The 19,418-nt window shown below is 68.7% G+C and carries 18 protein-coding genes and 3 pseudogenes; 14 read left to right on the top strand and 7 right to left on the bottom strand.

Going from position 1 to position 19,418, the window contains the following annotated elements; genetic code table 11:
* Window positions 1-386 precede the first annotated feature (386 nt).
* The 4 genes from AOK15_RS09335 (at window position 387) to AOK15_RS41875 (ending at window position 6,320) form a co-directional block, all read left to right on the top strand.
* The gene (locus tag AOK15_RS09335) at window positions 387-665 is read left to right on the top strand and encodes a hypothetical protein (RefSeq protein WP_107099373.1); all 279 of its coding nucleotides are present in this window, start codon (window positions 387-389) and stop codon (window positions 663-665) included.
* Window positions 662-1,615 carry a sigma factor-like helix-turn-helix DNA-binding protein gene (locus tag AOK15_RS09330; RefSeq protein WP_063798962.1) on the top strand — a complete coding sequence of 318 codons (954 nt, stop codon included), beginning with the start codon at window positions 662-664 and terminating at the stop codon, window positions 1,613-1,615. Before AOK15_RS09335 ends, AOK15_RS09330 begins: the two co-directional genes overlap by 4 nt.
* Before the next feature lie 11 nt (window positions 1,616-1,626).
* Window positions 1,627-2,433 carry a hypothetical protein gene (locus AOK15_RS09325; protein ID WP_148087348.1) on the top strand — a complete coding sequence of 269 codons (807 nt, stop codon included), beginning with the start codon at window positions 1,627-1,629 and terminating at the stop codon, window positions 2,431-2,433.
* 83 nt (window positions 2,434-2,516) lie between these two features.
* On the top strand, window positions 2,517-6,320 hold the full coding sequence (locus AOK15_RS41875; RefSeq protein ID WP_079058386.1) for a WD40 domain-containing protein: 3,804 nt from the start codon (window positions 2,517-2,519) through the stop codon (window positions 6,318-6,320).
* Window positions 6,321-6,330: 10 nt separating this feature from the next.
* Here AOK15_RS41875 and AOK15_RS09315 read toward each other — a convergent pair whose 3' ends face one another.
* The 4 genes from AOK15_RS09315 to AOK15_RS09300 form a co-directional block, all read right to left on the bottom strand.
* Window positions 6,331-6,624: a zinc-ribbon domain-containing protein gene (locus AOK15_RS09315; protein WP_055514718.1), complete on the bottom strand. Its 294-nt coding sequence runs from the start codon at window positions 6,622-6,624 to the stop codon at window positions 6,331-6,333.
* 126 nt (window positions 6,625-6,750) lie between these two features.
* Window positions 6,751-7,245 carry a hypothetical protein gene (locus tag AOK15_RS09310; protein ID WP_240508366.1) on the bottom strand — a complete coding sequence of 165 codons (495 nt, stop codon included), beginning with the start codon at window positions 7,243-7,245 and terminating at the stop codon, window positions 6,751-6,753.
* A gap of 81 nt (window positions 7,246-7,326) precedes the next feature.
* On the bottom strand, window positions 7,327-8,223 hold the full coding sequence (locus AOK15_RS09305) for an RNA polymerase sigma-70 factor (protein ID WP_055514714.1): 897 nt from the start codon (window positions 8,221-8,223) through the stop codon (window positions 7,327-7,329).
* 43 nt (window positions 8,224-8,266) lie between these two features.
* Window positions 8,267-9,544, bottom strand: coding sequence for an NAD(P)/FAD-dependent oxidoreductase (locus AOK15_RS09300; protein ID WP_055514712.1), 1,278 nt, complete (start codon window positions 9,542-9,544; stop codon window positions 8,267-8,269).
* A gap of 579 nt (window positions 9,545-10,123) precedes the next feature.
* Between AOK15_RS09300 and AOK15_RS09295 the strand changes: the two genes are divergently transcribed.
* Window positions 10,124-10,648 (top strand): lamin tail domain-containing protein, encoded by a 525-nt coding sequence (locus AOK15_RS09295; RefSeq protein WP_055514710.1) that lies wholly within the window; start codon window positions 10,124-10,126, stop codon window positions 10,646-10,648.
* Between the two features lie 341 nt (window positions 10,649-10,989).
* Here AOK15_RS09295 and AOK15_RS09290 read toward each other — a convergent pair whose 3' ends face one another.
* Entirely contained in the window at window positions 10,990-11,409 is a 420-nt protein-coding gene (locus AOK15_RS09290) for a hypothetical protein (protein ID WP_055514707.1), read from the bottom strand.
* 603 nt (window positions 11,410-12,012) lie between these two features.
* Here AOK15_RS09290 and AOK15_RS09285 point away from each other — a divergent pair.
* Window positions 12,013-12,750 carry a sulfite exporter TauE/SafE family protein gene (locus AOK15_RS09285; protein ID WP_055514705.1) on the top strand — a complete coding sequence of 246 codons (738 nt, stop codon included), beginning with the start codon at window positions 12,013-12,015 and terminating at the stop codon, window positions 12,748-12,750.
* A 142-nt stretch (window positions 12,751-12,892) separates the two neighbouring features.
* Complete coding sequence (locus AOK15_RS09280; protein WP_055514703.1) at window positions 12,893-13,162, top strand: barstar family protein; 270 nt, start codon at window positions 12,893-12,895, stop codon at window positions 13,160-13,162.
* A gap of 339 nt (window positions 13,163-13,501) precedes the next feature.
* On the opposite strand, the gene AOK15_RS09275 is transcribed toward AOK15_RS09280, so the two are convergent.
* The gene (locus AOK15_RS09275) at window positions 13,502-14,068 is read right to left on the bottom strand and encodes a Uma2 family endonuclease (RefSeq protein WP_055514701.1); all 567 of its coding nucleotides are present in this window, start codon (window positions 14,066-14,068) and stop codon (window positions 13,502-13,504) included.
* Between the two features lie 172 nt (window positions 14,069-14,240).
* Between AOK15_RS09275 and AOK15_RS48770 the strand changes: the two genes are divergently transcribed.
* The 6 genes and pseudogenes from AOK15_RS48770 (at window position 14,241) to AOK15_RS09255 (ending at window position 18,018) form a co-directional block, all read left to right on the top strand.
* Window positions 14,241-14,693, top strand: a complete 453-nt coding sequence (locus tag AOK15_RS48770) for a transposase (RefSeq protein ID WP_079058387.1) — start codon at window positions 14,241-14,243, stop codon at window positions 14,691-14,693.
* 107 nt (window positions 14,694-14,800) lie between these two features.
* A pseudogene (locus tag AOK15_RS46620) lies at window positions 14,801-14,944 on the top strand (transposase); the annotation flags it as partial.
* Window positions 14,918-15,061: pseudogene (locus AOK15_RS46615) on the top strand (IS5/IS1182 family transposase); the annotation flags it as partial. The pseudogenes AOK15_RS46620 and AOK15_RS46615, both read left to right, overlap by 27 nt.
* A 158-nt stretch (window positions 15,062-15,219) precedes the next feature.
* Window positions 15,220-15,375 carry a hypothetical protein gene (locus AOK15_RS09265; RefSeq protein ID WP_157870199.1) on the top strand — a complete coding sequence of 52 codons (156 nt, stop codon included), beginning with the start codon at window positions 15,220-15,222 and terminating at the stop codon, window positions 15,373-15,375.
* A 595-nt stretch (window positions 15,376-15,970) separates the two neighbouring features.
* Window positions 15,971-16,432, top strand: coding sequence for a GAF domain-containing protein (locus AOK15_RS09260; protein ID WP_055514695.1), 462 nt, complete (start codon window positions 15,971-15,973; stop codon window positions 16,430-16,432).
* Between the two features lie 284 nt (window positions 16,433-16,716).
* Window positions 16,717-18,018, top strand: a complete 1,302-nt coding sequence (locus AOK15_RS09255) for a prenyltransferase/squalene oxidase repeat-containing protein (RefSeq protein WP_205632101.1) — start codon at window positions 16,717-16,719, stop codon at window positions 18,016-18,018.
* Between the two features lie 178 nt (window positions 18,019-18,196).
* Here AOK15_RS09255 and AOK15_RS43765 read toward each other — a convergent pair whose 3' ends face one another.
* On the bottom strand, window positions 18,197-18,355 hold the full coding sequence (locus AOK15_RS43765; RefSeq protein WP_107099372.1) for a transposase: 159 nt from the start codon (window positions 18,353-18,355) through the stop codon (window positions 18,197-18,199).
* 20 nt (window positions 18,356-18,375) lie between these two features.
* On the opposite strand from AOK15_RS43765, the pseudogene AOK15_RS09250 reads away from it, so the two are divergent.
* Window positions 18,376-18,853 (top strand): annotated as a pseudogene (locus AOK15_RS09250) (tyrosine-type recombinase/integrase); the annotation flags it as partial.
* Window positions 18,854-19,418: the final 565 nt, after the last annotated feature.

The following is a 19,418-nucleotide window of genomic DNA, read 5'->3' as shown; positions in this document are numbered from 1 at the left end:
GGAGGGGCGGACCGCCCCCGCCCGCCCGTGGCGGACGGAGCGGGGGCGGTCCGCCCCTCCTCGATCGGCACGAGGGGCGGGACCTCCCGGACGGGAAGGTTCCGGCGCTGAGCGCGCCTCGGCGTTCATGATGGGCGCGCGCCGGGCGGGGCCGGCCGGGACACGGGAACTTCGCCCCGAAAGCCTGTACCGCCACACGTTTCGCCGTTGATGGGCGTCGGCAGCCGCTACGGTGCGCGCTGTCGCGCGGCGGCCGTATTGTTCCGCGATTCCCCGAGGGCGTGGCGGGACGGGGAGCGCGCCCCCCATGCTGACGTCCGGATCCCCGATGACGCGCCGGCACCGCGGAGGGGGCCCTCTCGGACGTACATGTGGGGAAGGTTTCGATGTCCAGAAGGCAAGTCTTATCCGTCGCCGTCCTGGTGACGGTCCTCGGCTGGAGCGTCGTGCTGGTCGCCGTCGGCCAGCCGGCCGCGGCCGCCGCCGTCGTCCCCACGCTCGTCCTGAGCGCGGAACAGGTCGTGACGGCGATGACAGGCGGAGCGGGCTCGGTGACGGGCGGAGCGGGCTCGGTGACGGCCGACTCCGGCCCGGAGACGGCCGGCTCCGGCCCGGTGACGGCCGGCTCCGGCCCCGTCGTGGCCGACGAGGAGCGCCTCGGGTGACCCCGTCCCTGTCGCGGCGGCCCGGAGGGGGACCGCCGGCGGGCAAGCCCGGCCGGAAACTCGGGCCGATAGCCGACGGTGTGGGCGCCGCCCACCGCGCCTGGCTGGAGCCCCTGCGCCACCGGTTCCTGGCCAGCGGACTGACGATCAGCGAACTGAGCTGCCGGTCCGGCTGGGCCAAGTCGAAGATCTCCGAACTGCTGCGCGGCACGGGCCGCTACCCCCGTTGGGAGATCACCTACGGCCTGCTGGACGTCCTCGACGTACCGAGCTGGCCGATGCGCCGGCTCTGGATGGCCGCCGCACTGGAGGCGGAGAAGAAGCCCGACTGGATAGACGGCTGCATCCAGAACCGCCCGCCCCCGCCCGGTCGGGCCACCGTGTCGACCGGCCCCGCCGTACCCCCGTTGGAGCACCAGGCGTTCACCGAACTCAACCGCTCCGCCTACCTCGCCTACGCCCGGCTGTTCCTCGGCGAGGACGAGGCACGGGAGGTCGTAGCGGAAACGTTCGACGTCCTGTGGTTCCGCTGGGACGAGGCGCTGGCCAGCTCCGACGTGGTGCCGTTCGCCTGGTCCGTGCTGCGCCGCAGCGTGATGGCCCGCGCCCGCCACGTCGACGGCTGCCCGGAACTGGCCCGCACCGCGTTCGACACGGTCGCCCTGAGCGTGATCTCCACGCCGGAGGCGCGGTTCGCGCAGATCGAGGAGTCGATGACCCTCTTCAAGGCGATCAGCCGCCTGCCCGCCCACCAGTTGGACGTCATGGTGCTCACGTATCTGCGCGGCATGGGCCACGCCGCCGTCGCCGACGTCCTGGGCGTGCCCATCGCCTCCGTCCACACGGCCGACCGGTACGCCCGCAAGACCCTCACCGCGGCGCTCCTCCTCCAGCAGCGGCACGGACACGACCCGGAGCCCCAGAACCACCCGGGAGAGATCCCCGAATGATCCCCACGCCGATGACCCCCATGCCCCCGCCGACCCCGCTGGACGACCTCCTCGCCCGGGCCCGCCTCCTCGAGACGCCGGTGATACCGCACGACATAGTGCCCGGCGCGCCCGGTCAGGACCCGCTCGTCGGCGGCGCCGCCCGCCAGCACGACCGCACCCGCACGATGGCCGCCCGCGACCTGCGCACCCTGTGCGAGACGGTCCTCGCCCACACCACCTCCGACTCCCTCCAGGCGTTCGTCACCGAGCACCTGCCCGAACCGCCCGGCGCGCGCGTCCTCGGCTGCGTCCTCCAGCTCGCCGACGCCGCGGACAGCGCCCGCTCCTGGTGGCAGTACGCGGCCGGCGCCGGCGACGACCTCGCCTCGTACTGCCTCTACCTCCAGCACCTGGTCCTCGGCGACGCGGAGGCGGCGGCGTGGTGGCGCGAACAGACCAACATCGGCACACGCCCGTCGCCGGAACCCCTCACGGCGGTCCCCGACGCCGGCGTCCCCACCGCGTACGACGCCAGCTTCCCGACGGTGCTCCGCGCCCTCACCCACCTGGACCGCACGGCCCTGCCCCGCACGGAACTCGCCGACGCGGTCATGCACTACGTCCCCGGAGCGGTGACGCTCGGCTACGTCGACAACCCCGACTTCGAACTCCCCCTGCCACGCCCCGACTTCGCCGAACACATGACGATCCTCCTGGCGGCGACCACGGCAACGCCCACATGGACCGGCCCCCCGCCGCCCCACGCGCAACCGCGGCCGCCACGACTGCCGCGGCGGGGAGCGGGCAGGGAACGGCGCCCTGACGCGATCGGGTGAGCCCGCCCGGGCGGCGGCACTACCCTGGAACACCCTTCGCGGGGGCGGGAGCGCGAAGACGACGGTGAAGGACGACGGGGGCCATGTCGGAACACGGGGTTTCGTCCAACGAGGGCGTGTGGTTGAGCCGGATGGTGGGCAGGGCGCCGCGCAAGGACTGCGGTCGCTTCGTCGCGTGGTCACCGGACGGACGGAAGCTGGCGGTACCCGCCGACCACGCGCGGATCCGTGTCATGGACGTCGAAGACGGCTCGGACGTCGCGATCCTGCGTGCGCGCGGCACCAGGGGCTTCGTCAGCCGGGTGAGCTGGTCGCCGGACGGCGGGCGCCTCGCCGCTGCATGCGGGCTCCACGGCGTCCGCGTGTGGGACATCGACCGGCCCACCCAGTCCCTGCGCCTGACGGCACACGAACGCTGGGTGGGCCATGTCACCTGGTCGCACACGGGCGACCTGTTCGCCTCCGGCGCGCAGGACAGAACGGTCCGGCTGTGGGACGCCCGTGGCGGCGAGTTGGCGCACACCATCGAGGCGCACGGTGACTATGTGAACCGGCTCGCCTGGTCGCCGGACGACACGATGCTCGCGACCGGTTCGGCGGACACAACCGTCCGGCTCTGGAAGCGGTCAGGGAGCTCGTGGCTGCCCACCCGGTACGTCACGCACGGGCAGATCGTGATCTGCGTGGCCTGGTCCCCCGACGGCAGGACACTCGCCACGGGCATCAGCGGCGGCAAGGTCAGCGTTCTGAAGCTCGACGAGAACGCGAGCACCGAGGCCCTCATCAGCCTGGAGGGACACACGGACAGTGTCTCGGACGTGATGTTCTCTGCGGACGGGAAGCTGCTGGGCACGGCCTCCCGCGACCAGACCATCCGTCTGTGGCGCACGGACGACTGGACGACCGTCGCGGTCCTGCGGCCGCCGCACGGCGAGGTCGACGGCTTCGACGACCTCGACGTCCACATCCGCGGCCACTCCGCGGTCGAGGTCGACGACGACATCGACGACACCGACGACGCCGACGACGCCGACGACCGCGCGGACGACGACTACGCCGACCTCGACTTCGACGACCTCACCGAGGACGACTTCGAGGACGCCACCGCCGAGCGCGAACGCACCACGCCGACCTTCGCCTTCCACCCCACCCTCCCCCGCCTGGCCGTCTGGAACAACTACGCCGGCCTCACCCTCTGGGACTACGACCTCGACCGACTCCTCGGTCATCAGAGCGTCGGCGAGTCCGTGCGGTACATGACCGCCAAGGTCGTCCTCGTCGGGGACTCGGGCGTCGGCAAGACGGGGCTCGGATGGCGGCTCGCGCACGACGAGTTCAAGGAGCACGCCTCGACGCACGGCCAGCAGTTCTGGCTCGTCGACGACGTACGCACTCAGCGCGCCGACGGCACGGACTGCGAGGCCGTCCTCTGGGATCTCGCCGGACAGCACGTCTACCGCCCCGTGCACGCGATATTCCTGGACAACGTCGACCTCGCCCTCGTGTTGTTCGACCCGACGAACCGTCAGGAGCCCCTGAAGGGCGTGCAGTTCTGGCTGCAACAGCTCTCGGGGAGGAGGGCGCTGCCCCCGACCGTCCTCGTCGGGGCACGCGTCGACCGGGGCGCCCCCGTGGTGTCGCAGGCGGAGCTGGACCAGTACTGCCAGGCCCAGGGCATCACCGGCGGCTACGTCAGCACCAGCGCGGCGACCGGCACCGGTGTCGACGCGCTGATGGAGCTGCTGCGCGAGCAGATCCAGTGGGAGCGGATGACCACCACGGTCACCACCCTCACCTTCAAGCGGATCAAGGAGTTCGTGCTCGCGCTGAAGGAGCGGCCGGACCGCCGCGGCGTCCTCGTGGCGCCCGCCGATCTGCGCCGGCAGCTGCTGGAGACGGACCCCGAGTGGCGGTTCACGGACGCCGAGATGATGACGGCGGTCGGGCATCTGGAGAACCACGGCTACGTCTCCGTGCTGCGGACGTCCTCCGGCGCGCAGACCGTCCTGCTGGCCCCCGAGCTGCTGGTCGACCTTGCCTCGTCCGTCTTCCTCCAGGCCGACAAGCATCCGCAGGAACTGGGCGCGCTCAGCGAGTCCACGCTGCTCGGCGGCGACTACCCCCTGCCCGAGGTCGACACCCTGGACTCCGCCGAGCAGCAGGTCCTGCTGGACGCCGCCGTCGTGCGGTTCCTGGAGCACAACCTGTGCTTCCGCGACACGCTCGGCGCGGAGACGCTGCTGATCTTCCCCGGTCTGATCAAGCAGAAGCGCCCGCTGTTCGACGCGATCGAGACGGTCGACGACGTGTCGTACGTGGTCCGCGGCCAGGTCGAGAACGTCTACCCCGCGCTGGTGGTGCTGCTCGGCCACACCCAGACGTTCACCCGCGTCAACTACTGGCAGAGCCAGGCCCAGTTCGACATGGGCAGCGGGCAGATCTGCGGGTTCCGGCTCTTCCAGGAGCGCGAGGGGGAGATCGAACTCGTCCTGCACTACAGCGCGGCGGTGCCCCCGTACGGCCGCCGTATGTTCCAGGGGCTGTTCGAGCGGTTCCTGTACCAGCGCGAGGTGACGGTGACCGTCTTCCCGCCGGTGTCCTGCGTCGACGGGCACCGGCAGGAGCGCTCGGCGGTGATGGGCTCCCTGCGCGACGGTGTGAGGGTCATGTTCTGCTTCCGCTGCGGCGACCGCATCGACCTCCCCGACACCGAGCAGCCGGTCGCGCTCGGCGCCGAGGACACCCGGCTCGTCGAACGGGACGAGGCGGCGGCCCGGCTGCGCAGCACGTACGAGTCGCTCCTGGTGCGGGTGAAGAGTTTCCGCAGCGACCGCGCGGTGCCCCGCTGCTACCTCAGCCGGCAGCCCGCCGACGCCGCCTGGGCGTCCCGGCTCGCCCGCGACCTGCGGGAGGCCGGGGTGCTGATGGTGGACGACCCGGCCGACGTACGCGACGACGACGTCGTCCTGGTCGTGGTGACCCCCGACCATCTGAAGGCCCTGACCAGCCCCGAGGGCACGGCGGACGCCGACGCCGCGCTGATCCGCGCCCGGCGCGGTGCCGGCCCCGGCGCGTGGCCCCGGGTCATCCCGCTGCTGCGCGCGGGCGCCGTCGACAGCCTCCAGCCCGTCGAACTCCTCCGCGGTCTCGCGCCCGGCAGGTTCCAGGACGAGACCCGCCATGTCGTCGGCCTGTTCGACCTGGTGCTGACGCTGTACGCCATCCCCTTCAACCATCCGGCCTTCCAGCCGCTGCGCGTGACGCTGCGGCGCGAGTGGGAACGACACAGGCGTGAGGAGCATGCAGTGGTGGTGCGGTCGTCGGCCCCGTCCGACACGGAGGTCTACCTGTCCTATTCCTGGAGCAAGGAGAGCAACGCGCTCGCCGACGAGCTGGACGAGGCGTTCCAGGCCAGGGGCGTCACCGTGGTGCGCGACCGGCGGGACATCGGCTACAAGGCGTCCATCAAGGACTTCATGGCCCGCCTCGGGCAGGGCAAGTGCGTGGTCCTGGTGATCAGCGACGCCTATCTGAAGTCGCAGAACTGCCTGTTCGAGCTCCTGGAGACCGCCCGGCACGGCGAGTTCACCGACCGGGTCTTCCCCGTGGTCCTCCCCGACGCCCGGATCTACCGGCCGCAGGACCGCATCGGCTACGTACGGTACTGGGAGGAGCAGATCAACGAGCTGGACGAGGCCATGCGGAGCGTCTCGGCCGCCAACCTCCAGGGCTTCCGGGAGGACATCGACCTCTACACGGAGATCCGCGCCCAGCTGCCCCGGCTGGCGGACGTCCTGCGCGACATGAACACCCTGTCGCCCGAACTGCACCGCGCCTCGGAGTTCTCGGAGATCTTCGAGGCGGTGATGACCCGCCTGTCCTCTTGAGAGCCGGGGGTCAGGACTGGTACGGCTGCTGCTGGCTCTGCCCCTGGTAGTGACCGCTGGGGCCGCCCGCGCCCTGCGCCTGGAGCTGTTCCGCCTGCTCGGCGGTCACCTTCTGCTCCGCCCCGCAGAACGTGCACTGCGTCTGGTATTTCGTCGACACCGGGAACAGCGGCACGAAGAACAACGTGAACTTCGTGACCCGCTTCCGCAGCGTGTGCGCGGAGGGGTTCCCGCACTGCCCGCACACCAGCGTGAGTATCGCGAGCTGGTACAGGTAGCCCTTGGTGCCAAAGATGATCAGCATGTCGATCCTTCCCGGTGGTGCCAACCGGCACTCTGCCCCCAGTGTGCACGCCCCGGCCCGATCGTCCTAGAAGTTCTTTCAGCGACCTCCACCTCCCCCACCTGCCCGGAAACCCGTCACCGCGCTCTACCGGCCCCGCGCCCTCCGCCACTCCACTTCCCCGGCAGTCATCGGGGCATGGACGCTGTACACGTCGCCGACCCGCAGGGCGTCCGGCGTGGAGTACTCGCCGTAGGTGCCGATGACGCAGACGGCCACCCGGGAGTCGGGCTGCCAGAACGTGCGGAAGTACGGGGCGCTGCCCGCGATCTCCGGGATCTCGACCAGCGGCACGCCCCGCCGCACCAGCAGACGGCGCAGCTTCTCGAACCGGAGCCGCGGGGCGAACCGCCCGTACCGGGCACGCAGCGTGTCACCGACGAGGGTCCGGTTCCGGTGCGCGAGCCGATGTACCTGAAGCGTGAAGTGGTGCCCTGACCAGGGCTGCTCGGCGTGGGCACGGTCCCAGTGGAACTCGGCGAGACCGTAGTCCCGACACATGCCGCGCTCCCCGAAGGCGTCCTCGGCGAAGGAGGGCCCGAGAACGTCGGAGACCCGGTCGGGAGAATCCGCGGGCCCCACACCGAGCACGGTCCCGGTGGTGACGACTTGGTAGGAGGGGGAAGGACGGGGGCGCTTCGAGGGGCCTCGGGGGCGCCGGTGTCAGCGCAGGGCGAGCGGGGTCACGGAGGTGATGTGGGTCAGCTTCTCTGGGTTGCGGACGAAGTAGAGGCCGCTGATGCGGGAGTTCTCCACGCGGACAGCCAGGACGCCGTCGAGGACGCCGTCCACACGCGCGGCGAGCGCGGGGCCGCCGTTGACCACGGTCGGCTCCCAGCTGACCGTCGCCTGGAGCTTGGCGGTGCCCCCGAGATAGAAACGGACGATCCTCTCGGAACCGACGACCGGATGCAACGCGGCCTTCTTGCGCCCGCCGCCGTCGCTGAGCAGAACGACATCGGGGGCGAGCACGTCGAGAAGATCCTGAGGGTTTCCGCTCTCGATGGCCCGCTGAAAGGACTCCAGGGCCGCCCGCGTCTCGCTCGATGACGCCGTCGTACGGGGACGGCGGGCGCCGACGTGCTGACGGGCACGGTGCGCGATCTGGCGGACCGCGCCGGGCTTCTTGCCGACGGCCTCGGCGATCTCGTCGTAGTCGACGTCGAAGACCTCCCGCAGCACGAAGACCGCCCGCTCGGTCGGGGAGAGGCTTTCGAGGACGAGCATCATCGCCATCGACATGCTCTCGGCGAGTTCGACGTCCTCGGCCACGTCCGGCGCGGTGACCAGAGGCTCGGGCAGCCACGGGCCGACGTACGCCTCGCGGCGCCGCTTCACGGTCCGCAGCCGGTTGAGCGCCTGCCGGGTCGTGATCCGCACCAGGTACGCTCGCTGATCGCTCACCCGTTCGAGGTCCGCCCTGGCCCAGCGCAGCCAGGTCTCCTGCAGCACGTCCTCGGCATCGGCCGCCGAGCCGAGCATCTCGTAGGCGACGGTGAACAGGAGGTTGCGGTGGGCGACGAACGCTTCGGTCGCCACCCCGGTGAGGTCGTCGGTCATCTCTCGCTCCCACTCCGGGCCGCTACGACGGGACGGGCCATGCTCAGCCACGCGTGGCCTCTCCGTTCGCGTTCTCCACGGGGCGGACGGCCGCCTTGGTGGTCGGAGCGGGTGGTGCGGTCGCCAGGCGGTGCCTGCGCGTGGGCAGGCCGAAGGTCGGATGAGAGGTGGTCCACAGCGACATCCGCAGGATGCCGGCCTTGATCCGTGCGGCCTTCCGGCCGCCCAAGAACCTCGGCTTCGCCTTCGCGTCATGGTCGACCATCTGCAGGACTCCGTCGAGCCGCCCGAGGCTGATGTGGTTGCCGACGTACTCCAGCCCGGTGTGCGTGACCTTGCCGCCGGTCAGCCGTGCCACGATCGCGGCTGTCGCCTGGCGGCCGGTGTAGCCGGCCGAGGCGCAGGACATCGGTAGCGGAAGGCCGCTGTCGCCGATGGCGTGGGCGCTGTCACCGACGGCGTAGACGTCCGGGTGCGACACGGACCGCATGGTGCGGTCGACGACGATCCGACCGTCGGCGGCGACATCCAGCCCCGCGGTGGCGGCGATGGGGGCGACCGCGAACCCGGCCGTCCACACGGTCGCGTCGGACGCCAGGACACTGCCGTCCACGCACAGCACCCGCCCCGCTTCGACGGCGGCCGCACCGGTGTGTTCGAGCACGGTGACGCCGAGCCGGTCACAGGCCCGGCGCAGATGGCCGCGGGCCCCGGCGGAGAGCGGGGCGCCCAGCTCACGACGGGCGACCAGGGTCACGGACAGGCCGGGACGGGACTCGGCGATCTCGGTGGCGGTCTCGATCCCGGTCAGCCCGTCACCGACAACCACGACGCTCCCGCCGTCGCCGCGCGCGTCCAGACCGTCCAGACACGCACGCAGCCGGAGCGCGGAGGACCGGGCCGCGACGTCGAAGGCGTGCTGGGTGACACCGGGAACACCATGTGTCGCTCCACGGCTGCCGAGCGCGTACACGAGGGTGTCGTACGTGATCGCACCGTCACCGCCACTGCCACCATCGCCCCTCCCCCTGCCGCTTGCACCGTCACTCTCGGCAATGGCGACGACGCGGCGCTCGGGGTCGACGGCGGTGACGCGTGCCAGGCGGAGCCGGACCCCGGTTCCCGCGAAGACGTCGGCGAGCGGCGGAGCCGAGATCTCCTGCCCGGCCGCGAGCTGGTGCAGCCTCAGTCGCTGCACGAAGTCCGGCTCGGCGTTCACCACCGTGATCCCGACCTCCGCCACGTCCAGCCGCCGCGCCAGAGTCCCGGCCACGTACGCCCCGGCATATCCGGCGCCGAGAACGACGATGCGGTGCTTCATGCCACTCATGCCACTCCTGGGGGACATGGCTTCCTCCTCCGTCTCAAGGCGTTCGGCCTCAAGACACCGGGGGACCGGCGCGTGTGACATGGAGTGACGCAGCTCACTTCATGAGGGCTCGGTGTGGGGTGGGCAGCGGCACCACCGACGCGTCAGCCCCACTGCGCACGGCCTCAGCCGCTCCGGGCGCGTACAGCCCGTGCCGCGCTCGCCGACGGGCCGTAGCCCGATTCCCTGCGCCAGAGGTCCCATCCTTGTCGGCAACCCCTGTTACTCACTTTCGGGTGATGCCCGGACCCTTCCGCGGCGGTGCGTGGCCATGAGCGGGCGCCGCACCCCAACGCCCACAAGGCATCCCCGCCCGCCGGCGTTGCGACATCGGTCGTAAAGCGCATTGATGGATGTTGCAGGCGAGAGTCATGGAAATATGGACAACAGGTAACAGAGGTGGGTGTTACGCCACGTTTCCTCCACATCGTGGACAGGGTGTGCGTGTGGCCAACCGGCCGCAACCACACCGACTTCCCTGTGGCCGTATCGGCGACCCGGGGAAGGTGTCCGCACCACGAGGGAGCCCCCTTGTCCGCTACCGCTTCTGCCGGCGCCCGCCGTCTCGCCGCTGCCACGCTCGCCGCGGGCGCTCTGATCTCGGTCGTCGCGCTGCCGGCGTCCGCCGCCGACCACGTCCGTCACGAGCGGTCGAGGGTGACGATCTCGGAGGTCCAGTACGACGCGCCGGGCCGCGACGACCGCTCGAACCGCTCCCTGAACCGGGAGTGGGTGGAGATCACCAACACCGCCAGGCACGGCGTCAACCTCGACGGCTGGACCCTCGAGAACGAGGACGGCCGCACCTACACCTTCGACGACTACCGCCTCCGGGGCCGTACGACGGTCCGCATCCACACCGGCTTCGGCCGCGACACCGCCAGTGACCTGTTCCAGGACAGCCGCCACGAGATCTGGAGCAACCGCTCTGACACCGCCACCCTCCGCAACGACCGAGGCCGCTTCATCGACAGCGAGTCCTGGGGCCACCACCGCCACGGCGACCTCGGCCAGGGTGGTCACCGCCACGGCGACCACGGCCACCACCACCGCTGACCTCACCACGCACGTGGCCTGAACCCGTTCCCCCTCACACACGACAAGCCCCAGGCGCGCCCGGCACTCACAGCCGGGCGCGCCTCCCGCGCTGCCCTCACGCCGTGGGGCCCAAGGCTGCCATGTACGTTGATCCGCTTTCGGCTGGTGCGCTTGCCGCGGCTGGCGGAGGACTTGAAGCCCTTGTTCGCAGGCGCTCAGGACGTGGCCGGACGCCGGTCCCTGCGAAATTCGACTGAGGGATGCTCAGATGGTCCGCGAGTCTGTTCTCTCGCGGACCATTTCCATTGATTGGTGATTCGGGGCCGGCGCTGGTGACCTTCCCCTCGGCTGATGCGGAGTCAGTAGGTGCCGGGCAGCGAGACGGAGATGCCGTTTCCGGTGTCAGTGACCACGACGTTGCTGAACTGCACAGTCATCGGGGGGCTGCACGAAGGCTTGAAGGTGGCCGTCAGAGTCACTGTGAAGTTGGCCTTACCGTTCTGCACCGGGAATTGTCCTCCGCCGGAGACACTCCGCTTGTTCGCGGCGCTGGGGTCCTGGCCGCCGGGGTTGATGCATGCGGCGGTGGCGGTCACGCTGATGTTGACGGATTGTTGGTTGCCGAGCCCTGCCTCCTTACCGGAGACAGTGAGGCTGTTGCCCGAGCGGGTGGCGGTCGGCGTACCTACGAAGTGCGGACTGACTGCCGAGGCCGACGGAGCGAGAAACGCGATGAGGCCGATGATGGCCATGGGGATGAGGAACAGTACGCGTCGCATGACAATTCCACCTTGTGGTGAGCGCGCGGAGTGTGTACCCGGGGGCAGGTGAGTGTCTGCTGCCCGTGGGAAGGGGAGACGACCCACGTTTCGGCGGGGGCCTGAAGGGTCGCCGGGCGGACGCCGTCTGCGCTTCAGTGCAGTACGCAGCCGGAGAGCGCGGGAGGAGCGGAGGTTGGCCTGCACCCGACCCGACCGTGTGACCTGTGGCGAGACATCGGATGGCAAGGGGTGAAGTCTCACGGAGCGCTGGCGCCGCGTCGCGCTGAGATGCGGTACGTCACCGAGGGCTGAACCTCGGCCACGGCCAGTCAGCCACGACGCCGAGTACGCCGACTGACCAGGCGCGCGCGTGCTTCGCTGCACCCCCACCGGTCTCAGCCGTGCCACCGGGGCTTGTCGTAGCCGCAGCAAGTCGCGACGGCCGGCCCTGACGGCGGCACCGGAGCCCTCAGCTTGGGTGCCCGCATGCACGTATCAGGCACGACTCCTCGTCCACTACCTCCACGCGACCGGCTGCAAGGTCTTGTGCTCCAGAACGCCGGTCGTGAAGTCTTCAGTGACTCACGGAAGCCGAACGGAAGAACGCGTGAGGAGTCGCAGGTGACTGGCTGGCCGGCCGACGTGCTGCTGTGCGGAATCGTCCTGGCAGGCGCGTCGGTGCAGTGGCTCACGGGTATGGGGTTCGCTCTCGTAGCGGTACCGGCGTTGGTGCTGGTCCTCGGTCCCGGAACGGGGGTGGCGTTGGCCATCTGCGCGGCCGGCGCCATCAGCGTCGTCGGCCTCGCCGAAGGCTGGAGGAACGTACGCCTGGCGGCGATGGTCCCGTTGATCGCCGCGGCAGCGTGCACCATTCCTGCCGGGACGTGGACGGCTGCACAGCTACCCGAGCCGATGCTGTTGATCGGCGTAGGGACACTGGTGAGTACGGCGGTTCTGCTGTTGATGGGCGGACTACGCGTTCCCGCGCTGCGCGGCACCGGGGGAGCTGTGGCGGCCGGAGCCGTGGGAGGGTTCATGAACTCCTCGGCAGCAGTGGGCGGTCCACCGTTGTCCTTGTACGCATTGAATGCGGGCTGGACCGTGCGGGAGTTCGTCCCCAACGCACAGTTCTACGGGGTAGTGGTGAACGCGTTGTCTCTTGCGGCGAACGGCGTGCCGCGGCTCAACGCGTCGGTCTGGGTACTGGTCGTTGTCGCCATGACGACAGGCGCCACGATCGGAAAAGTGCTAGCGGGTCGAGTGCCGGACGGACACGCCCGTCGCCTCGTGCTTCTGCTTGCACTGGGCGGCGGGACATCGGCCCTCGTGAAGGGGCTGTGGAAGCTCTTCAGCACCTGACACTCACGGCGGCAGACCGGAACCCTCGACCTCTTCGCTCGTTCTCACGATCCACCAGGAAGGGACCGTTGCCTCCCAACCGAGGGCGCTGTCCGCTCTGTCCGTCCCAGACAACGGTGCGTGCACATGCGAGCATGACGCCGTGATCACGATTGATGTCAGCGAGGTGACCGATGAGCGCGCCCTGCACCTGCTTCTGATGCGGGAGTTGGGCTTCCCGGGCTTCTACGGCCTGAACTGGGATGCCTTCTGGGACACCATCACCGGCCTGGTCAGGATCCCAGAGCATGTGCGCTTCCATGGCTGGGAGCACCTCGCTGCCGGCGTTCCCCGCGGGGCCGCCATGCTTCGGCAGGCGCTCGACAATTACCAAGCTACGTACCGCCCGGAGTTCCTCGCCGAGTACGCCTGATCCGTGCACGACGCCCATCGGGAGGCGATCAGCCACATGGACCGCCTGCTCAGGCGACGCCGACCGGCCGCCTGAGAGGCGACTGCCGTCAAATGGTGCCGCCAAAACGGCCCGGACCATGATCGGTCCGGGCCGTTTTGCCTGGTGCCCCCGGCAGGATTCGAACCTGCGACACCCGCTTTAGGAGTGGGATCGAATCCTTGCCGGGGGGTGCTCGACGCTGCCGCGCGGTGCTGTTTCCCCTGGTCAGAACCGTGCGGCGAGCCGCTTGATCCGGCTCATGCGGCCCTGTATCGGGCAGTCCGCTCACGCGCTGCCGGTTGCTGAGCAACGCGTGGGTCAGACCTGGCCGAGGTCGATCTCCACCGGGAAGGGAGCTGCCACCTTGAGGACGCCGGTGAACACGTCTCCGTCCCGGTAGGTCTTCGTCGCGGGGTCGAGAACGTAGGTGTAGACAAGAGGAACGCCTGTCGGGGCCTGCTCGATCCGCCAGTAGAAGCCGATGCCTGCCTTGGCGTACTGGTCGACCTTCACGATCCGGTCGGTGGTCTCCGAGCCCGGCGACACTACCTCCGCGACCAGCAGCACGTGCTCAGGGCGGGTGGGGGTGATGTCGATCGTGTCCGCGCGGTACACGACGACGTCCGGGCGCCGATTGGTGAGCGGGACGTCCTGAAGCCTGACGTCGAAGTCCGTGTCGGCGTTCCACTCCGGGCCCGCGGCGTCATCCAGGGCGTTCGCCAGAATCCGGGCCAGCCGGTTGTGCCGCTTGGACGCACTCGGACTCACCACGACCATCCCGTCCACGATCTCGATGCCGGCGCACTGCTCCTCGGACCAGGACTCGTACTCCTCCGCCGTGATCTGCTCATGCATCCACGCCGGGGCCACCATCTCGGCCGTCATGAAGCACCTCCCGGACACTGTGCTGCGGGCCCGATCCCGCCGGATTCAGCGTACTGTCTGCCATCCGCCCGGCACGCTGATCTCGCCCACGCCCTCTTCCCGTCGGCCGGTGAGCCGCCGGGCGTCTTCACCGGCGCAGTTCAACGCCCCCGCGATGTGATCGCACGGCGGGATCGGCGCCGCCGCCCAACCGGTCCCGCTTCCGCCGCTATGCCCTGGACGGTGTGTTCACCCGGGCCCTGCAGCAGATCCAGGCCCAGGCCGACGCAGCCAACGACATCGACTAGCTGGTCCAGATCGACTCCACCATCGTCCGCGCCCATTAGCACGCCGCCGCCACCGGCCGAAAAGGGGGAACCACCACTCGGACGAACCGGACGATCACACCCTCGGCCGATCCCGAGGCGGACTGACCACCAAAATCCATCTCGCCTGCGACGGCAAGGGCCGCCCGCTCGCGATCCTCCTGACACCGGGCCAACGCCACGACAGCGTCTGCGCACGCCCTCTGCTGGAACGGATCCGCGTCCCCCGCATCGGCCTAGGCCGACCACGCTGCAAGCCCGACCGGCTCGTGGCAGACAAGGCCTACAGCTCCCGCGGCTTCCGCGGCCTACCTGCGTAAACGCGGCATCGCGCACATCATCCCCGAAAAGACCGACGGGACCTGTCCCCGAGTGGTGGACACCTCTGAGCCCGGCCCCGGTAGGGGCCGGGCAGGAGGGATCTCTTATGGTCATGAAGGTCTACTCGCCCGAGTTCAAGGCGGACGCTGTCGCGCTGTACCTGTCGGACCCGAGCCACACCTTCGAGGGCATCGGCAAGGACCTGGGGATCAGTCGGGAGACCTACCGCCGACGCAACATGATCGAGCGCTGTTTCAACCGACTCAAAGGCTTCCGCGGCATCGCCACCAGATACGAGAAGACCGCCACCTCCTACGAAGCGGCGGTCACACTCGCGTCATTCCTACTCTGGGCAAGATCCGTTTGAAGACGGACCCTAGCGGATGGGGCGGTTCCCGAAGGCGGACGAGTACCCGGGTATGGTGGTCGACTTCGTCCGTCGTGCGGTGGAGCTGCCGGAGGGCACACAGCGTTGTGGGCGACGGGCCGACGGCCGAGCGGCAGCGTACGGAGGTGCGCGGGCGGGTGGGCGTGACGTACCACCAGGCGCGGGCCCGCCGGATCGCCGAGGAGTCGGTCCATAGGGAGGCCGCGGCGAAGAACCGCCCGGCCGATCTGATCAACATCGCGCTGGAGAAGGTGGTGGGGACCGGGCCGGAACTGCCGCTGTTCTCCACCTGATGCCCAGCCCAGCCGGAGTGAGCGGCGAGACCCACGAACACCCCCGTACGCGCGGGCCGCGCCGAGCGCGCCTACGTCGACGACGCGGGCATCGGCCACGAGGTCGAGTGACGCAGCGCACGAGCTGCTGGAAGATCTCCGGCGCCGGATCGCGTCCCGCAGGGCCACGCCGTACAGGGGCAGGCCGCCTCCCGGGTCACGGGTGGATAGATATATGGCCATGGCTCAAAATCATTCTTGTGGCGTAATTCAGATCTCGGGATTCCCGCATGCCCTTCAGGCGGGGCTGCCGAGTGGGGCGAATCGTGCAGAAATGGCCGATATAAGATCTCAAAACTTCAAGGAACCCCTGGAACTTCGGCTTTCCTTGTGCAACTCTGAATTCTAGGGAAGTCCTCCCCTCGAATTCCGACAAGAAGAGATGAGGTAATTGAGCGGCTGCGGCTGCGGCTGCGGCTGCGGCTGACGGCGACGCGGTCGAGCGGCTCACTCGCCGAACGGGTCAAACAAACCATTGGCGAACCGGCCCACTCGACGAGCTCCTGAACCGATCGCCGGCATATGTCATTCCGGGCACAGACAGAAGGAGGCCACCATGATCACAGATGAAACCGAGGTGGAGAGTTGGCTCCGGGAATTCATCAGAACGTACGACGGCGTGGCCGGCTCTGTTCATGTGCGCCAAGGCAAAGGCGTTGCGCTGGCTGCCGCCGTCAACCTGCCGCCGAAGGTACGGGAGGTTACGGCGTTTGTGCCTCGGGGCAAGGGCATGGCGGGGCTGGCCTTGGAGCGGGGGGTGGCGGTGCAGTCCTGCAATATCCAGACGGATGACAGCGGTGATGTCCGACCGGGGGCGCGGGCGGTGAATGCCAAGGCCGCCGTGGCGCTACCGGTACGCGACGAGAATGGGGACGTCGTGGCCATCGTCGGTATCGCATTCGCGGAAGAACGCGCAGAGTTCCTGGGTGGTGCGGAATTGCAATGGATGGAAAACCATGCCCGAGCACTTCTTGACAGGGTCCAGGACATCCCTCAGCGACGGTGGACGGAGCGGTAGAGCCTCGCCAAATTCGGCTCGTCACCTAGTATGGCCCGACCGGGGATGCTCTACGCGGTTTGGGCGAAAAAGTCGAGATCTGGTTCAGGGTTCGCCCGGCAAGCCATGCGACGACGCAGCACCTTCACCGCCGTCACCCGCCTCACCAGCGCGATCAATAACTAACGCCACCGCTTGGAACACCGGAGCGAAACCGTTCGCCTGGACCGCTGGGTTCACACCGAGGTCCGCCAACCTCACCGACAACGACAAGACAAAGAGATCGATTAGTGACACTAGATGGGGTGAATTCAGTGGGTTCCGCGTCAATCCTGGAGATGAGGAAAAGGGCCGGCGACTGGCTGCTGAGGCATCAAGGCTCATCCGGAGCGTGGGAGTTGCGCCTTAAAGCCGGCGGGCCGGATCCGAGCGTTTTCGTCACCTCGTTGTCCGGATTGGCGCTATTGAACATTGATCGGGCGGCCACCGAACGGGCCGCCGAGTGGCTGGCGGGCGAGCAGCTGGAGGATGGGGCATTCGGTGAGGGAGTCAGCCGGCGCCTGTACCGTCCTGCGGCCACCGGTATGGGGACGCGGCTACTGTGCGCCGTAGACAGGAAGCGATACGCCGCCCAGATCGCCAAGGCAGTCGATTACTTGAGGGGGTGCCAGGAGAAGGAGGGAATGCACCGCGGTGGTTTCGGCGCGGGGAGAGCAGGGGTGTTCAGTACCCCTAGCCACCCGAACCGAGAAGTCACCATGGGTGGGCCCTCGATAACCGATACCATGTTTGCTGCGACGGCTCTGCGGTACGCGGACGTCGCACCCAGCGATCCCCTCTGGAGGGAGATGGTGGACTATGTCCATTGCTGTCACAACACTCCCTTGATCAACAATCGTCCAGACGTCCAGGATTATCTCGCCGACAACAGGTTCTGTCTTTCCGGCGATGGAGGAATGCTTCTAACCCTGGACCGCTTCCGGCGGCCGCCCGAGGCGCGGGAAGCGGTGGGTAAGAACCTGACCCCAATCATATCCACCGGACTTGCCACACTGCAGGGAATGTTTATCTATCTCGGGGCGGGACTATCCCATTCGTCACCGGAGGTGACGATCACTCTCGACTGGCTCCGTCAATACTACACTGTCAGCGAACACGCGCGATATGCTGACGCACTCAACTTTGATTTTGACCAGTCACTGCACTGGCCTGAGGGGCATCCCGGGATGACGGTCACCGATGATCCCGACACGCAGGGTTCTAGCGTGCCCGCGACCCGACTAAAGTCCTCCAGAGGTTTTCATTTCGTCGATCGCGGCGATACGGTGGAAATCGTTCCCGACCGACATGGCGACCCGAGTCAGGCGGGCCTGTACCTATACCTGTGGCTCATGGCGGAATGCCTACATGAATTGGACATCAAGACGCTGCTCACCGCCGACGACCGCGAGCATTCCTGGGCCAACGAGATGGCTTCCCACTTGCGCTCACTGCAACGTCCCGACGGATCCTGGAGTAACAGGAACCCCCAGTTCATGGACAATCAACCCGCCCTCGGTACCTCGCTCGTTCTCAACACTCTCAATGTTCTGGTGCCTCGTTTTTGAAGTTACCCTCGATCGTTCATGAGTCCTCGGCGGTGTGCTGACGGGGACTCTGTGTTTGTGAGGTGCAGTCTTTTCGCGGCTGGGGCAGGTTGGCCGCCCGAGTGTCGCGTCGGGTGGGCGCCGGGTTCCACGTTCCCGGTGTGGTGGTGCAGGTCGTTGGGGCGGTCGGTGTGGCTGGTCAGCCGGGGCTCGACAAGGCATTGAGCTGCTCGATTGCCCGGGTGATCTCTTCGGTCCAGGGCCATCGTGTGGTGAAGCGGAGCCAGCGTCGGCGGCCGGTGTTCACGAGTTGCGCGGCGGCGGAGAGCAGGCGCAGGCGGAGCTTCGCGGCGTCCACGGCTTCGGCGAAGGCGGCGGCGCCTGCTGCACGTACGCCAGCAGACGCAGCGCCGGGCGCGGCACGCTCTACGACGACGCCCCCAAGAGCCGCCGTCAGCGCGTGGTTCCGATGCCCGCGCTGTGCATCGCGCCGCTTCGCTGGCACCGACTTCGGCAACGAGCAGCGTTCGCGCGCACCGGCGTCGCGTGGGACGAGAAGGGCTACGTCTTCGCCACGAGGAACGGCAGGCCGGTGGAGCCCCGGAACGTCTACCGGTCGTTCACGCGCGTGGCCGCCGATGCCGGGCTGCGGGTGGTCCGGCTGCACGATGCCCGGCATGGCTGCGCCACGCTGCTGACAGCGGCCGGCGTCGCGCCCCGAGTCATCATGGAGATTCTCGGACACAGCCAGATCAGCATCACGATGGACGTCTATTCGCACGTCGTGCACGACACGCAGCGGGAGGCCATCAGCCCCATGGACCGCCTGCTCAGGCGCCGCCGACCGGCCGCCTGAAAGGCGACTGCCGTCAAATGGTGTCGTCAAAACGGCCCGGACCATGATCGGTCCGGGCCGTTTTGCCTGGTGCCCCCGGCAGGATTCGAACCTGCGACACCCGCTTTAGGAGTTCGATCTCCTCTCGCCCTGGAAAGGGCCCACCTCAGTCACTGGTGCCGCACGTGGGTGCTGAGTGTCGCCGCCGTCCGGGGGCGTTGATGTCAACGTTGGATGTCAGCGGAAGAGCTGCGGCACGGGGCAGGGCTCCAAAGGCTCATCCGGTCGGTCGGCCCAGTTCCACCAGACATGCCGACCGCTACACCTCCACAACGTCCGGCAGGTCCGCCGGCCGTCGTCCTCCCGCCTGGAGAGGACGAAGCCACCAGACTTCATGGGCTGGCTGCACTTGGGACAGGCCGCAGCGTCGTCGGTCATGCCGCGCACCTTAACGGAGCGACCGCTTCGTCCCGAAGCAACTGCGGCGAGTGCCTGACCTCCAGCCGATGTCCTCTTACCTGCTGCGATGGTCCACAGGCGTCCGCCGTTGTCCGCCGTTGTTCGTCGGCGTTGTCACGCAGTTAGA

The organism is Streptomyces ossamyceticus (assembly GCF_001418475.1).
In the GTDB taxonomy this organism is placed as follows: Bacteria; Actinomycetota; Actinomycetes; order Streptomycetales; family Streptomycetaceae; genus Streptomyces; species Streptomyces ossamyceticus.
Note: the sequence above shows the minus strand (reverse complement) of the source record. Positions and strands in the feature narration are given on the sequence as shown.